We start from the raw sequence: 16,325 nt of genomic DNA on the forward strand, positions 1-16,325 counted from the left end.
TGATCTTTCATGGATTAGGCTTCATAAACACAGCGGAAGCCAACATCAGGGCTACGAAAAAGAAGGTGTCGTCGACCACGATAGGCAGGCAGAAGCAGTTCAGCCTTGCTACTCCATGCTCCGCCTTTTACCACTACCCATGATGACCAGTCTTCCATGGCTATTGCTGGTTCTAATGCGCGAAAATGGGGAATAATGTCGGTGTTATTAAGATAGTTACTCCGAGTCCACTCCCATACATTTCCAATCATTCCATGTACGCCGTAAGGGGATGTATTCCCAGATAGCTCATCAATAGAAAGTGTGAAATGTTGTGGTTCTTCGGAAGAAAATGATGATTGTGCTTCCAATAACGCTTCTAGAGATTTAAATTCACAATTGTAAACTCGATCTGCATCATTCACATGTACAGAATCATAGTTGTTTCCCCAAGGATAAAGGTATCCATTCGATCCCCGAGCTGCTTTTTCCCATTGTAGCGCTGTTGGGAGGCTTTTCCCTTGCCAAGAAGCATAAGCAAAGGCATCATACCAATCTACTCCACATACTGGATGATTCTTTTCTACACGTACATCTCCCAGGGTAGATCTTCTATGATCCTTACCAGGAGTTTCATCAGGATGACACCATAAATGACCGTTTTCTTCTATTTGATCACAAAACAAATCGTAATCCTCGTTTGTTACAGGGTCTTTGTCAATATAGAATGCCTTGAGATCAATTGTACTTTCTGGAAAAAGGTCATCAACTGCGAACCAGCTAACGCCTTTGTAAAGAATAGGAAGTCCGCTAATGAATGGGCCAGCTTCAATGTATACCATATCTGTTGCATCAACTTCATGCTTCAAGATAAGGATATTATCGCCTGTACCTTTTGCTAAATAAGGATCCAGCTCTTCAAAATCAGATAATAATCCTCTCTCATACACATCACGTAAAACCTGACGCGCAGCTGCTTCACGTAAACCCATTGTTGCTAGTTCTTGATTCGCCTGCACACGGCTAGCATCACGGCCAAGTAACGCGTAGAGTTCAGGCCAAAACACACTGCTGTTACTAGATGCACATGCTCGAATTGCATGTAGGGCGACTTGCTCATCGGTATCGCGCATGCACCAAATTAACAATTGTTGTACTGAAGGAAACTGATCAATTTGAGGAGTAAAAACTTCTATCATTCTTTTGCGTACTTCAGGGACAGGGTGTAGAGCTGTAGCACCTATAATCTCATCAATTGCATTTTCATCAAGCAAAGGGACTACTTGTTTGAATAAATTGCAAATATGTTGCCAATCTACAGAATGCTGTGGATTTGTAGCCAAGGGGCTGAAAATATTGTCAAGATATGCTTTGACAATGCTCATATCAAATGCTGAGTTTTCTACGTTTTCCATAAATGTTTCCTTTCATAAGCCACTTTTAATTCGCTGTGAAGAGATTCCGAACCGATTTTTTGGTCTTTTCACTACTAAAAGGTAAGTTTTCGCCAGGATATTCACCAGCACACATGTAAAGATAAAGTGTTCTCCGTATGGATCCACTTTCAGTTGGCCTCGTTGATGCGTGATAAATACGATCCGCATGACAAACAACATCACCTGGCTCAACCTCAATAGGTTCGGCAGGAGCCTGAAATCTTCCAGGAGGAAAATGATGCGAAGCAGGAACGAGTAGCAGGCAGCCATTAGCAACTGTAGAAGCATCCAAATAGATACCTATAGAAACAACAGGCGCTAAAATATGAGTTGCTGGAAAATCTATGTGCCAGCGAATATGTGAATATGCACTGTTTTTTGTCGCTAACTTTTGCTGGAAAATGGCACCATGCATAGTATCCTCCAGCATCCATGCTTGCTCTCCAATGAGTCCTTTCCCTAAACGCAAGAATTGTTTTTTCAAATAGTGGCTCTTCCAGGAAATCATCCCTCACATAACATTCAATCTGACTACGCATCGATTTTTATTGGAACTGATAAGGCCTATAATGAATCTTTTTACAATGTTCACTTAAATAATACACATTTTATAGATAAATATGTTGGTCCTATTTTATTTACATTGCCAGCAAACCCATTTCCTGGAGAACCGGAGAAGCTACAAGGTTATGTATCTACAGTTGGCCATCTAGGTAAGTATACAGATTGGGCTCCTGATGTGACAGGTGCTGGAATGTCATTTGGACCAGAAGCTGAAAATGCTTCGATTGGTGAGGCTGTTGAAAGATATTGCGGTAATTTTATTCCTGATACATTGACTTTCCAATCCGAGTCTAACCTGACACAACAAGCAGTTAAATTTCTATCTCAGTCGCTCTTCAGAAATCTATCAAAGGCTCAAGAAGAATATTATGCGCCAAAACTTTCCGCCATTTCAGAGGATGAACATGTTAGGTGGGTTAATGCAGAAGCTCTGACACAACATACGGCTTCACGTTTCGCACCAGCGGAGGCTGTTTATTTAAACTTGACCCGTTCTACCGGCAGCAAAGCTCATTTTCCAGTTGTCTTGGCTGGTGTTGCCGCTCATCGCACACGAATAGAAGCAGAAACATCTGCACTGCTAGAACTTATTGAGCGCGACGCAACAATGCGATGGTGGTACGGAGGTATACCAGGAAAAAAAATTGTAGATATTCGTGTTATTCAATCTCTTATTGAACCACCTCAGTCAGTTGAGCAATGGTGTTTATTGCTAGATTCTGAATTTGCGTATGTTGTAGCAGGGTGTCTATATGATCGTATACATAGCATATTGACAATTGGTTTTGCTGCACGACATAAAATTGATGCTGCTATTCAGAAATCTCTGGCAGAAGCATGGCAATTACGCCGTTTGAGCCTTGATTTGCTTAATGCGAATAGTCAATTATGGAAGGATATAAGCCACAAAAAATTCCCCTTTCCTACCAAAGGATTTCAAGACAATCGGGCGTATTCTGAAGTATTCAGAGCAGATTTTCTAGATATGGATCAGCTTGCTTATAATATTCAGTTTTTTCTTGATCCAACGACTCACAGCGAAGCTTTGCAGCGACTTGATGGAGAAGATGTATATTATACTAGCTTAACACCGCTTTGTAATGAAAAACCTGATAAAATCAGAAATCATTGTTTGGTACAACTTCAACACGCCGGTTTTGACGTTTTCTCTATAGATTTAACTACTCCAGATATGGCTAGTAGTGGATTTAGTACTGTTCGTGTACTTTGTCCCAATCTTGTCGGAAACACAGCAACAGCTTTCACCGCACTTGCTCATCCGCGATTGACCCAAGTACAAATGAGTCATACTGTACCCAAATTTTATCCAATGCCACACTCATAAAAGATGGAGGTATAACAATGGCTACAAAAATAGAACGCATAGAGGCATTTCAAAAAGAAAGATTAGGTAAGGTACAGTATTTATTGTACCAATTTGAGGTTGATATCATCTTGATTACAGATCATCGAATTCGGCACTGGATTGGAAAACCAGAAGTTAAATACGTGCTTGTCACCAGTGATGGAATAGATGTCTGTGAGGATCTGATTCAATATCTAGGCAACAAGAGCATTACCGTTGGGGTAGATGGCTATTTAACTGCCTCTGATTTCCTTGAGTTAGAGGAAAAACTATCAAATATTAAATGGATTTCAGTGGCAAGAAAATTATCAGATCTTATGGCGGTCAAAGATCGTCTGGAGATTCTTATGCTACGTAAATCAGCAGAGATTACTCATGCTGTGTTCCGCGAGATAGAACAGAATTTGACGCCCAACCGTTCTGAGCTCGATTTACTTTACACGGCCTACAAAACGATGGCAACATCTGGGGGGAATGGATTTTCATTTGAACCTTCAATCGGATCAGGACCGCGATCTACACTTATATATGCTGGTGTTGAAACCCGAAAATTGGTTGCAGGTGATCCCCTTGTAGTTGATTTGGGTGTATCATTTCGAGGATATCAATCTGATATGACTTGCTCCTACTTGATTGAAGATATTGATAATCAAATATGGAAAAATGCGTATCTAGCCCTTAAAGAAGTCATGGAAACGATAAAAGATAACTTACGCCCTGGAGTTACAGGAGGCAAGCTCCATGAGATTTGCACCAATGCTCTTCAGCAATTAGGATATCTTGTTTCATGAAGGTATCCATTTTCTTTTCGTGTATAGGGCTACAATTTATTCTTAATGCTTGATTTCACGTCCTCATGTCACTGAGCCAGGCACTGCTCTCATTGAGACGCTCCAATGCGGTCAATCTGGTCGCGATCGCTAACCATATGTAATTACTGATTACAGCAGATAGGCTTTAACAAAGAAAATCATGGTCAGGGAGAAGCCTACAATCATGACAAAAAGACGAATCCATCTCTGCTTGATCTTGCGCGCATAATAGGCACCTCCATATCCACCAATAATGGCTCCAACGATCATCACTATTGCCTGAGGCCAGAGGACATCCTTCGCAAGAATAAATGTAATTACCCCTACACCATTAATGCAGCTTGCCAGGAGGGTCTTTAATCCATTCATAAAATGAATATCTTCCATCCCCATAATGGCCAGGGTTGCCAGAATAAGGATGCCGATGCCACCTCCAAAGTAACCACCATAGATTGCGATAATGAGTTGAATGCAAACAACCCCAACTAAAGCCTGAATAGAAAGCTTCCCTTTATGTGTTGTCCGGCTACGTATATACGTTGTGATAGGTGCGTTGAAGGTGAAAAGCAGAGTGGCAATGAGCAGTAAAAATGGCAGGACAAGATCAAAAGCTTTTGGCGAAGATTTGATCAGCAGTAAGGCTCCAAAAACTCCTCCAATCAGACTGGTTGTGACCATAAGGATGAGTGTACTGCGCTTCTGGGCCGCAATTTCACGACGATAGGCCCCCATGCTGGCAACTGAGCCAGGCCAGAGCGCAACGGTATTGGTGGTATTGGCTAAGATAGTTGGCACGCCAGTTGCGGCTAAAGCGGGAAAAGTAAAGAAACTACCGCCGCCAGCTACCGAGTTTAATGTCCCGGCAATGACAGCGGTCAGAAATAAGAAGATCATTTGTAAAAAAGTCATGGTATAAAACCCCTGGGCGAATATTTTTTTGATGCAATGCTCACTAGATATCTGCAAACACGATCATTCAGAGTATACCACTACTGAAATGCATTATCTCGGAAGCCAGTTTAGAGGAGCCCCTTTCCTCCATTATGCCAGCACCCCATCGCCTCGTTTCCAATTAAGCCATGGAGGGGTGACCAGAGCGGGATGGGAAGAGTGGAAAGAGACAAGCGACTTTCCCTACTTGAAATGGTTTTATAGAAAAAAAGATCATAAGATAACAATAACAGTAGAGAAGGTCGCTTGTCTCCTTCCTGATCGTGAAGTTCCACCATGCCAGCCCCTCCATAACATCACTTCCAATCAGGCAATGGAGGTGTGACCAGAGTGGTGTGGGAACTGAGGAAAGAGACAAGCTACTTTCCCTACTTTACATCGTTTTATATCACAAATACAACAAGATACAATAATAGAAGTAGGGAAGGTCGCTTGTCTCCTTCCTGATCGTGAAGCTCCACCATGCCAGCCCCTCCATAGCATCCTTTCCCGTTTGCCGTTTCCCGTTGAGCTATGGAGGGGTGACCAGAGTAGGATGGGAACTGAGGAAAGAGACAAGCTACTTTCCCTACTTTACATCGCTTTATACCTGCAAAATGCTGTTATTGATATAATGATCGAAAAGTAGGGAAGGTCGCTTGTTTCCTTCCTGATCGTGCCCCTTCACCATGCCAGCCCCTCCATAACATCCTTTCCCCATTTCCCGTTTCTCATTAAGCCATGGAGGGGCTCACAGAGCAGAGTGGGAACTGAGGAAAGAGACAAGCGACTTTCCCTACTTTACATCGTTTTATATCACAAATACAACAAGATACGATAATAGAAGTAGGGAAGGTCGCTCGTCTCCTTCCAAATCGTGCCTCTCCACAGTGGTAGCCCCTCCATAACATCCTTTCCCATTTCCCGTTTCCCAATGAGCCATGGTGGGGCTCACAGAGCGGGATGGGAACTGAGGAAAGAGACAAGCGACTTTCCCTACTTTACGTAATTTTACATTCAAAATAGAGCATGATGTGACAATACCAGTAGGGCGTCTCTTTCCTGATCATCAAGCTCCGCAATGCCAGCTCCCATGACTACAGGGTGCCGTAGACGATCTTGCCGCCTAGAATAGTGGCCTGAACGCCATTATCTTTGATGCCCTGTTGGGGTTGTGTGAGCAGATCATTGCGCAGTACAACGGCGTCGCCCAGCTTACCGACGCTCAATGAGCCTTTGTGATCTTCTTCTCCACCTGCATAGGCCGCTCCAAGCGTATAGCCCCAGAGGGCGTCCGACACCGGCAGGGCCTGATCAGGAAGCCAGGATGGTCGCTGTGTTGCGGGATCACTACGGACCGTGGCGGCATAGAGGATACTGAGGGGATCGAAGATCTCAACCGGGGCATCGGAGCCAAGGGCGATGGGAATCCCCATCTGGCGCATTGTCCGATATGCATAGGCACGACGATGACGCTTGCCCCAGAAACGCTCGGCAATATCGCGATCGGCAACGGCATGAAAGGGTTGAATGGAGGCAACAACGCCCAAACGGCGCATTCTCTCAAGATCTTCCGGCGCTATCAACTGCACATGCTCAATTCGATAACGCAAATGAGCCGGGGCCTTATCAGGTTGTGCCGATTGTGCAAGCATATTCTGCGCATATTCGATTGAGTTGAGCGCGACGCGAGCCGCCCGATCACCAATGGCATGAATGGCAATGGTCAGTCCTAGCTCGGCGGCGCTACGAACGGTCTCTTTCATCTCTGGCTCAGGGACTGAGAGAATACCGTAGTTGCCAGGGCTGCCAGTAAAGCTCTCTAACATTGCGGCTGTCTGAGAGCCCAATGTCCCATCGGCAAAGATCTTGATGCCGTTAATGCGTAAGAGGTCATTCTGAGCATTGGTGATTCCGCGTTCCCGGAGTTGGGGCAGGAGCTGGCGAGGTAGAATCATCTGGACCCGTACGCCCAGTCTCCCTTCGTCGCGCAACTGCTGAAAGATGTTGAGTGGGAGCTCGCCCTCAATATCATGAATGGTGGTGATGCCACTACGCTGCAGCTCGCTCAACGCTCGCTCCAGCAAGAGCCGACTGGTGGTGGGATCAGGCGGTGTGATGACATCGTAGATTAATGTGGTCGCGCCTTCTTCCTGCAATACTCCGGTTGGTTCACCATTCCCATCGCGCAAAATTGCTCCGGTTGAGGGCTCGGGAGTCTCTGCCGTAATACCAGCTCGCTGGAGGGCCAGCGAGTTTACCCAGAGGAGATGACCGTCTTTGCTCGAAAGGGCCACCGGATGACCGGGCGCTGCTGCATCCAGCGAGGCTCGCGTTGGAAAATTGCCATTCGACCAGAGATTGCGATCCCAACGTCCACCCTGGATCCACTCTCCCTCTGGTGTCTGAAGCGCTCGCTTTCTTACCTGCTCGGCTGCTTCTTCTTCGCTGACACAAAACGAGGCGTCGACGCGCTGTGCCCGATAAGCCGTCTCCAAAAGATGAATATGAGCATCAATAAAGCCGGGAACCATCGTGCGACCGCGGAGATCGACTATCTCTGCATATTGTCCACCCAGACGGCGCACTTCGTCGTTGCTCCCTACAGCTAGGATGCGCCCACCTGTACTTTCAATGGCCAGCGCCTGAGCCCGTGGCATGCCTGTATCCATCGTATAAATATTGCCGTTGAGATAGAGGATTGTCCCCATCTGTTATGCTCGCTTTCTCATGCAAAAATGATATTTTACCACTCATCCCTGGATAAAATGGAAGCTACTGTGTAGAACGATGCTGGTATCTTCATATGATATAATTTTGGTATATGAGCTTTTTTAGATGAGTTATGAGGTAGCTATGGATGATCAGACCTGGTTTGACCCCACCCAGTTGAGGGAGGATGCGGCGACACGCGCCTGGATCTCCCGTGAGTTAGAGGGGCGCTTTGCACCAGATGATGCTGTACTGCGCGATTCGATTGCCCGCGCACATGCTGAGAATGTGCCAGCGATCCAGGTTCTCCCACTACAGGGGAAGATGCTCCACGTACTGGCACTTTCGATAGGGGCACGACGTATTCTGGAGATTGGAGCTCTGGCCGGGTATTCTGGCCTCTGGCTGGCACGCGCCCTTCCAGCCGATGGCAAGCTGATCTCTCTCGAACTTGATCCAAAGCATGCGGAGATTGCACGTCAAACCTTTGCCGCAGCTGGTTTGAGCAAGTGTACAGAAGTCCGTGTCGGCGCAGCCCTTGAGCTGTTGCCAAAGCTAGCAGGTGAAGCACCTTTTGACCTTATTTTTCTTGATGCGGATAAGGCCAGCTATCCACGTTATCTGGAATGGGCCCTCAAATTGAGCCGACCAGGCACGTTGATAGTTGCTGATAATATCGTGCGAGGCGGGCGCGCCTTTCAGAATCCTCCACCCGATGAGCATGCGGCTGGAGCAGCCGAATATACGCGCCTGATTCTGGCAGATCCTCGCCTGGTCAATGCGGCACAGGCCTTTGAGGGTGATGGCAAAGGGATGGATGGCTGGTCCATCTCGCTCGTAAAAGAGCTTTAGCTAGATCTTCTCTAAACGTGCAAAATCCAGGCTGAGACGTTTCTTGCCAAACTTACCTGGAAATTGCACCTCGACAAACTCAGTATTCTGCTCCATCTCGCTTTTCAGGATAATGCCTTCTCCGAAAACGCTATGGCGGACGCGATCGCCCGGTTTAAACTGCTGCTGTCTCGGTTTAGCTGGTTCAGACTTGCTAAAGACATTCTTCTGTGTTGATCTCGGAGGCACAACTGGCGATGAAAAATTAGAGCGTGCAGGGCTCCTGGGCGCATTCCCACTACCAATGACGCGTCCACCTTCATCACCATAAGGATCTTGATTATAATCTTCTTCCCAATTATTCTGCTGTCTGGCCGTGCTCGCTGATGAGCTGCGTGCACTGGTCGTTGAGCTCGAAGTGGTACTACCAGTATTGCGCTGCCTCAAGAGATGCGGAGGGATATCATCCAGGAAGCGAGAGGGCTCAGTATGCTGAGTCTCACCAAAGATTGAACGACGGCGTGCACGAACCAGGTAGAGACGCTGCATAGCTCTGGTAAAACCGACATAGGCCAACCGACGCTCCTCTTCAATATCTTCTGGCTTGTTAAGCGTACGTGAGTGTGGAAGCGAACCTTCATCCATACCAACGATGAAGACAACAGGATACTCCAGTCCCTTGGCCGCATGCAGGGTGATCAACGTCACTGCATCTGTGCTCTCTTCTTGTACGATCGTCCCATCCGCGCTATTCTGCGCTGTATCTGCGCCGCCAACGAGCGCAACATTCTCTAAGAAGAGCTCCAGAGCCACACGCGTCTCAATCTCTGAGTAGTCTTCAGCCACACGCCGAAGCTCAAGGACGTTCCCCCAGCGATCAATATCTTCATCACTTCCTGTCGCTCTTAGCTCGGGACCATAACCACTACGTTCGGCAATACGATCCAAAAGTTCGGGCAGATTCAGCTCTTCAATCGCATGCGTAAGATCTTCAATCAATGAACGGAAGCTCTCCAGCGCGTTCCTGGCTGACTTGCCCAGCGTAGGATGACGCTGAATATGTTCCAGGCTTCCATACAGAGATTGATTCAACTGGCTGGCCCAGAGTTGGAGCTCGCTCATTGTCTTCGGGCCAATTTTTCGATTGGGGACATTGATGATGCGCTGAAGGCTCAGATCCTCATTGGGATTGGAGAGCAGACGCATATAGGCGAGCATATCCTTGATCTCTTTACGCTCATAGAACTTTCGGCTGCCAATGACTTTATAGGGAATGTTCAGGCGTAAAAATTGCTCTTCTAGCGCACGCGTCTGGGCGTTGGTACGATACATTACAGCGACATCGTTGCGGCTCTTGATATCGCCTAAAGCCAGGAGACGGACAATCTCATGTGCGGTATAGAGGCCCTCCTGCTCTTCGTTAAAGGCCTCGTAGAAGATAATCTTCTCTCCACTTCCCTGCTCGGTCCAGAGCTTCTTGTCTTTGCGCAGGCGATTGCGTCGCACTACACCCTGGGCGGCATCGAGAATTGTCTGCGTTGAGCGATAGTTCTGTTCCAGCATAATAATCTGGGTACGTGGAAAATCGCGTTCGAAGCGGACAACATTCTCTGAACTTGCCCCACGCCAGGTATAGATCATCTGGTCATCATCACCAACGACACAGACGTTGCCCAATCCTTCATGATTGTCATCAGTACCAAAACCGAGCAAACGAATTAATTTATATTGCGGCAGATTGCAGTCCTGAAACTCGTCAACATGAACATACTGCCAGCGGCGCTGATAGCGCTTCAGGATCTCAGGCTCACGCCGCCATAACTGTTCCGTGAGCATCAGTAGATCATCAAAATCGACACAGTTATTGCTGCGCAAGAGCTTCTGATAGACCTTATACACACGGGCAGCCACTTCTTCAGTATACTTGGTTGCCTGCTCGGCCATCTGATCGGGACCATACATCTCGTTCTTGGCGCGGGAGATCAGTGACTGCATCAGGACAGGCCGATACTGCTTCTCATCAAGATTTAGCTCTTTGACTGCCTGTTTAATCAGAACACTCTGATCATCGGTATCACAGATAGCGAATGAGCGATTAAGACCATAGGGCATAAGAGCATCGGCTTCTGTGCGCAGGACGCGGGCACAGATGGCATGGAAGGTCCCAATCATCATCTCTTTGGACTCATTGATCCCGACCAATTTTTCCAGGCGTTCGCGCATCTCGCGGGCTGCCTTATTGGTAAAGGTAACGGCCAGAATACGCCAGGGATTAACCTCCTCATGTTTGACGAGATAGGCGATGCGATGTGTAATGACCCGGGTCTTGCCGCTGCCTGGTCCTGCCAGAATGAGCACTGGACCCTGTGTGGTTGTGACGGCCTTACGCTGTGGTTCATTAAGTCCAACTAATAAATCTGTTTGTTCCAACATCACGCGCTTCCTCTCCTCAGAAGGTCTCCTGCAAGCAAAAAAAATACGCCGGGGGCCTGGTTTCTCTGCCCAATTGACAGAGTTCTACATCAATGCACTCGATTTCGTGGCTATTGTACCACAGTTCCCTTCTCTAAAGACGAAAAGAAGGACTTGCTGGTTAATCTAGTAACTGATCTGCATATACTATCACCATATGCTCCGTCTTATGTGATAAGATAATGCAAACGACCGGGCAAAAAGAACCAGTTGGACAGAGGAGAGACAGGACATATGAGCTTTCGCGATCTTCCACTCTTTACTATCCCTGGACAGCACAAAAGAGCTGTGGGTTTTCATAATATTGGCAGTGGTGTGCTTCGCGCCTCCCATACTACCACTATCCGCATGATCGAGTCGCACTATGGTGCCCGTTGCGGACATATCCCTCTCAATGCCTGTGAACACTTTGCGCTGGTAACTGAACACACACTGGCTACAAGCTCCCACATCGCTTACCTCAGCAGGCTTCTGGAGCAGAAAGTCCAGCCCATTACCGGAGTGGAGCTAGCCAGTAATGTACAGGAAGAGCCTCCCCTTATCGTTCCTTATATCAATACACCCGAAACTGAACGCTATATTCAGCAGGATCTAGCAGCTCAATCCTGGGGCCTGCCCTCCTCAATGGTCCATATCCTGAAGAATAAAGCAGATTTTTATCAATTATTAGATGAACTGCAACTGGAGGGCTTTCAAGTCCCTGATTATACAGTGGCAGTGCTGCCTGAGCTCGTACCGGCTACGCTCCGTTTTCTGGCTGGCCTGGAAGATCTGCTCCATGAGGTTGGCATGACAGACTATCCGTCAGGTGTGGTCATACGGGGAGCTGAATCGGATGGCAACTATGGCTGCGTCTTGCTCTCAGAATATCAGCAGAAAATTCTTGCGATCGTTGATGGAGATGGCCTCCATCCCTTTCTCTATCCTGATTGGGCGACGGCTCTCCAGGATGCACAAACGCATCTGGAGCAAACGATTGATCCCTTCAAAGAGCCACGTATTGTTATTAGCCGTATGGTGGACGTGCTGGACTCACCAGGTCTGTCGCTTGTGCTTCATGAACAACAGGTTGCTTCACTGGGCTGGAATGGGCAGTTGCAGCGAGATGGCAGCAAAGCCTGCGCCGGGACCAGCAGCTATGTCGCAGCCACGCCACAACTTGAACGCTGGCAAGCAGAGTATGAGGAACTGACGGCGCTATTTTTAGAAAAGTTACTGCGCTGTACTGCTCAAAGATGCGGGATCGATGTTGCGACGATTACAGGATTGGCAAACCTGGATATTATCTTGCCTGGACCCCAGGAGCAACACCTTCAGAAATTACGTGGGCTGCCTCCGCTCCCTTATCTGGCCGAGTGCAATCCACGCTGGACCAACTATACTGATGCGATTATGACTGTCATTGGAGCACAGCAGCGCCCACAGACTATTAGCAGCATGCAAGCAGTCATTCGTGAAGGGATCTTTACCTACGACAAATATGTCTTGCCAGCCCATTGTGATCCCTACCAATTACGAGACCGGATCGCTGAACGCGATGCGCAACTCAAGCAGCAGGGAACACGCATTATCTGCCGCATGCCCAACAATCCCATGGGTCTGATCCTCGCTGGCAATCTGGTGCAGGCGGAGCAAGAGCTAAGCCGATTGGTGGGGCTATGACCGAACAGGGACGAATCTGTGACGGTCCATACGAAATTATCTTACAAACAGGCTAAGAAGAGGGCTCTCTTCCCATTCCACTCTGTGAGCCCCTCCATGACCAATGGGAAACTTGAAATGGGAAATGATGTTAGGGGGGGCTACCATGGTGGAAGGGGCAATTTAGGCAGGAGACAAGCTACCTGCCCTACTTGTATTGTTATAAATTACTCTATTTATGATATAAAATCATGCCAAGTAGGGAAAGCCGCTTGTCTCTTTCCTCTGCTCCCATTCCACTCTGTGAGCCCCTCCATCGCTTCATGGGAAACTTGAAATGGGAAATGATGTTATGGCGGGGCTCCCATTGCGGAATGGGCAATTTCGGCAGGAGACAAGCTACCTGCCCTACTGCTTTTGCTATATCCTACATAAAAAATATATTATGAAATGTAAAGTAGGGAAAGCCGCTTGTCTCTTTCCTCTGCTCCCATTCCACTCTGTGAGCCCCTCCATGACCAATGGGAAACTTGAAATGGGAAATGATGTTATGGCGGGGCTCCCATTGCGGAATGGGCAATTTCGGCAGGAGACAAGCTACCTGCCCTACTTGTATTATCTGTTTATATCGAAAATATATATTTTCGCACATTGAACTATGTTAAGGAGAGAGGATCGCTTACAATATCAGCATGGCATCGCCAAAGCTAAAGAAGCGATAATGCTCTTTAATGGCCGTCTGATAGGCCTCTTCCATCAGACCTTTGCTCATAAAGGCACTGACGAGGAGAAGCAGAGTTGAGCGTGGCAGATGAAAGTTAGTAATCATCACGTCTACTGCCTTAAAGGTGTAGCCCGGGGTAATAAAAAGACTTGTGCTCCCTTTGTAGGGTTGAATCTCTCCCTCATGTAGGCTGGCAACACTCTCCAGAACGCGCACCGACGTTGTGCCCACGGCAATCACGCGTCCACCTGCACGCTTTGTTTCGTTGATCAATTCGGCAGTCTGAGCGTCGAGCTCGATCTCTTCACTATGCATCTTATGTTCGCTGACATTGTCTACCTCGACGGGCCGGAAAGTATCCAGGCCTACGTGCAGGGTAACAAAGCCTGTGCGAACCCCCTGCTGACGAAGCTGATCCAGTAATTGGGGGGTAAAGTGCAAACCTGCCGTGGGAGCAGCAGCGGAACCACGAATGCGTGCATAGACCGTCTGATAGCGCTCTGGATCTGCCAATCGCTCATGAATATAGGGAGGCAGGGGCATATTCCCAATCTCATCGATGCGATGGCGTACAGCCATAACGCTATAGGGATCATCCTCATTCAATCCCTCGGGAACGGTAAAATGGACAATACGCCCACCTGCCTCCGTCCGCTCTCCAACCTCCGCCAGCAGACGTGGCTGCTCAGGGTCCTCTCCAAAGACGATACGAGCCCCGTCGCGCAATCTGCGACCGGGTCGTACCAGGGTCTCCCAACGATCTTGTCCAAGATCTGGACGCTCGGCCAACAATAACACTTCTACAGCCCCACCCGTCTCGGCCTTCTGACCGAGCAGACGAGCAGGAATGACGCGGCTCTGGTTGGCGATTAAGAGATCGCCGGGACGAAGATAGCTACCGATATCGCGAAAGTGGCGATGCTCCATCTGACCGGTCGAGCGATGGGTTACCAGGAGACGAGAAGAATCGCGCGGCTCCAGGGGAGTCTGCGCAATATATTCGGATGGTAGCTCGTAATCAAAATCACTAATTCTTATCTCATTCATCAGGGTTGTGGTGTCCAGAGTGTGGGCCCATCCGCTTGTGGAGGGACCAGGCCCAGGTGTTGATAAGCCGCTCGCATGGCGATGCGTCCGCGCGGCGTACGTGCAATAAAACCTAGCTGTAATAGATAGGGCTCGTAAACATCTTCGATTGTTTCGGAGTCTTCGCTGGTGCTGGCTGCCAGAGTATCCAATCCAACGGGACCACCATTAAACTTCTGAATGATTGTCAGGAGCATGTGGCGATCGGTCTGATCCAGGCCAATCTCATCGACCTCCATGGCATCGAGGGCTGCCCTGGCAACGTCTCTTGTGATCATACCATCTGCACGCACCTGTGCATAGTCTCGGACACGTTTGAGGAGCCGGTTCACTATACGGGGAGTGCCGCGAGCACGACTGGCTATCTCAGCGATGCCATCGATCTCCGCTGGTACTTTTAGAATGCGGGCAGAGCGGGTCACAATATGTTTGAGTGCGTCAATATCGTAGTATTCCATGCGATAAATAGCCCCAAAACGATCGCGGAGCGGAGCCGTTAAGGAGCCAACACGGGTGGTTGCTCCCACGACGGTAAAGGGTGGCAATGAGAGGCGAAGCGACTTGGCGCTGGGCCCTTTCCCAATCATGACGTCAAGGGCGAAGTCTTCCATCGCTGAGTAGAGCCGCTCTTCGACAGGACGGGCAAGCCGATGAATCTCGTCGATGAACAGCACTTCACCCGGCTGAAGGGCTGTAAGAATCGATGCCAGGTCGCCCGCATGTTCGATGGCAGGACCTGAGGTGGTGCGCAGATTCACGCCCATTTCAGCGGCAATAATATTACAGAGCGTGGTCTTGCCCAGTCCCGGCGGTCCATAGAGCAACACATGATCGATTGATGATTCATTACGGCGGCGAGCAGCCTCTAACAAAATACTAAGATTGTCTTTAATTTTGTCCTGACCAATATATTCGGCCAGACGGCGTGGACGGAGGCTCCCCTCAATAATCTCTTCCTCTTCGCTGATCTTGGGCGAAACGAGGCGATCCCTCATGGCTCACTCCCACATGAAACTAGTGTTCTACAATCTGTGCTTTCATTATATCAGAGTTAAGCCTGAACGTCGAGTGAGCCCTCCGCTTTTTTCGCAGCCAGTCTGTGGGCTGACATTGCAAAAATATTCACATCTGCCTTAGAGCAATGGGCAGAATTTCTTATGAGGGCCGCTGGAAGGTAGCGAGTTTCTGCTCCAATGTCTCATTCTGACCCTTGACGCGATTTTTACGCTTCTCGGCATATGCAAGCAATCTCTGTTTAATTGTGGGATCGCCGATGGCCAGTTCTTTAGCGGCATGAATGGCTGCGTTGACTGCCCCGGCCTCGCCGATTGCCATTACTGCGACGGGGGCTCCTTCGGGCATCTGAACCATTGAGAGGAGGGCATCCACCCCTTTGAGAGGCCCCAGATCACGAGGGACGCCAATGACTGGCAGGTCTGCTCGCAGATCGGCAATATTGCCTGGCAGGTGTGCGGCACCACCAGCACAAGAAATAATCACCTGGACCGATTCAGGCAGGTGATCGATATGTTCGACAACGGTGCGCAGATCACGATGGACGGAGTTGATCTGAACGAGGCAGGAGATACCAAACTCAAAGCGAAGCGTATCAACTGCCTTCATCATCAAAGGAAGATCGGAGTCGCTGCCCATTGTAATCAACACTCTGGCCTCACCTGTGGCCGCCGCACCAATTCCCTCGGGCGAGACCAGAACACCATGTTCCTGTGCTAGAGCTGCAATATGCTGTTCATCTGTTGCCATATCTTTAT

Annotated in this window: 12 protein-coding genes; 4 read left to right on the forward strand and 8 right to left on the reverse strand. The window is 48.5% G+C overall.

Annotated features, from left to right (window positions below; all coding sequences use genetic code 11):
• Nucleotides 1–14: 14 nt before the first annotated feature.
• Nucleotides 15–1,394: a formylglycine-generating enzyme family protein gene (locus tag EL628_RS02190; protein ID WP_126578164.1), complete on the reverse strand. Its 1,380-nt coding sequence runs from the start codon at nucleotides 1,392–1,394 to the stop codon at nucleotides 15–17.
• Between the two features lie 25 nt (nucleotides 1,395–1,419).
• The gene (locus EL628_RS02195; protein ID WP_161975215.1) at nucleotides 1,420–1,899 is read right to left on the reverse strand and encodes a phytanoyl-CoA dioxygenase family protein; all 480 of its coding nucleotides are present in this window, start codon (nucleotides 1,897–1,899) and stop codon (nucleotides 1,420–1,422) included.
• 3 nt (nucleotides 1,900–1,902) lie between these two features.
• On the opposite strand from EL628_RS02195, the gene EL628_RS02200 reads away from it, so the two are divergent.
• Both EL628_RS02200 and EL628_RS02205 read left to right on the forward strand, forming a co-directional pair.
• Complete coding sequence (locus EL628_RS02200; protein WP_126578166.1) at nucleotides 1,903–3,324, forward strand: YcaO-like family protein; 1,422 nt, start codon at nucleotides 1,903–1,905, stop codon at nucleotides 3,322–3,324.
• A gap of 17 nt (nucleotides 3,325–3,341) precedes the next feature.
• Nucleotides 3,342–4,136: a M24 family metallopeptidase gene (locus EL628_RS02205; RefSeq protein WP_126578167.1), complete on the forward strand. Its 795-nt coding sequence runs from the start codon at nucleotides 3,342–3,344 to the stop codon at nucleotides 4,134–4,136.
• A 150-nt stretch (nucleotides 4,137–4,286) separates the two neighbouring features.
• On the opposite strand, the gene EL628_RS02210 is transcribed toward EL628_RS02205, so the two are convergent.
• Nucleotides 4,287–5,066, reverse strand: a complete 780-nt coding sequence (locus tag EL628_RS02210) for a sulfite exporter TauE/SafE family protein (protein WP_126578168.1) — start codon at nucleotides 5,064–5,066, stop codon at nucleotides 4,287–4,289.
• A gap of 1,118 nt (nucleotides 5,067–6,184) precedes the next feature.
• Nucleotides 6,185–7,798, reverse strand: a complete 1,614-nt coding sequence (locus tag EL628_RS02215) for an amidohydrolase (protein WP_126578169.1) — start codon at nucleotides 7,796–7,798, stop codon at nucleotides 6,185–6,187.
• A 127-nt stretch (nucleotides 7,799–7,925) separates the two neighbouring features.
• On the opposite strand from EL628_RS02215, the gene EL628_RS02220 reads away from it, so the two are divergent.
• Complete coding sequence (locus EL628_RS02220; protein WP_126578170.1) at nucleotides 7,926–8,651, forward strand: O-methyltransferase; 726 nt, start codon at nucleotides 7,926–7,928, stop codon at nucleotides 8,649–8,651.
• Here the strand turns inward: EL628_RS02220 and EL628_RS02225 are convergent, their stop codons facing one another.
• On the reverse strand, nucleotides 8,652–11,063 hold the full coding sequence (locus EL628_RS02225) for an ATP-dependent helicase (RefSeq protein ID WP_126578171.1): 2,412 nt from the start codon (nucleotides 11,061–11,063) through the stop codon (nucleotides 8,652–8,654).
• A gap of 273 nt (nucleotides 11,064–11,336) precedes the next feature.
• On the opposite strand from EL628_RS02225, the gene EL628_RS02230 reads away from it, so the two are divergent.
• Entirely contained in the window at nucleotides 11,337–12,764 is a 1,428-nt protein-coding gene (locus tag EL628_RS02230) for a hypothetical protein (RefSeq protein WP_126578172.1), read from the forward strand.
• A gap of 658 nt (nucleotides 12,765–13,422) precedes the next feature.
• Here the strand turns inward: EL628_RS02230 and queA are convergent.
• From queA to EL628_RS02245, 3 genes are all read right to left on the reverse strand, one after another.
• Complete coding sequence (gene queA / locus EL628_RS02235; RefSeq protein ID WP_126581849.1) at nucleotides 13,423–14,505, reverse strand: tRNA preQ1(34) S-adenosylmethionine ribosyltransferase-isomerase QueA; 1,083 nt, start codon at nucleotides 14,503–14,505, stop codon at nucleotides 13,423–13,425.
• An 8-nt stretch (nucleotides 14,506–14,513) separates the two neighbouring features.
• Nucleotides 14,514–15,548, reverse strand: a complete 1,035-nt coding sequence (gene ruvB, locus EL628_RS02240; RefSeq protein WP_126578173.1) for a Holliday junction branch migration DNA helicase RuvB — start codon at nucleotides 15,546–15,548, stop codon at nucleotides 14,514–14,516.
• 160 nt (nucleotides 15,549–15,708) lie between these two features.
• A complete protein-coding gene (locus EL628_RS02245; protein ID WP_126578174.1) occupies nucleotides 15,709–16,317 on the reverse strand; it encodes a 5-(carboxyamino)imidazole ribonucleotide mutase in 609 nt (202 codons plus the stop codon).
• Between the last annotated feature and the right edge of the window lie 8 nt (nucleotides 16,318–16,325).

Source organism: Tengunoibacter tsumagoiensis (assembly GCF_003967535.1).
Taxonomy (GTDB): Bacteria; Chloroflexota; Ktedonobacteria; order Ktedonobacterales; family Ktedonobacteraceae; genus Tengunoibacter; species Tengunoibacter tsumagoiensis.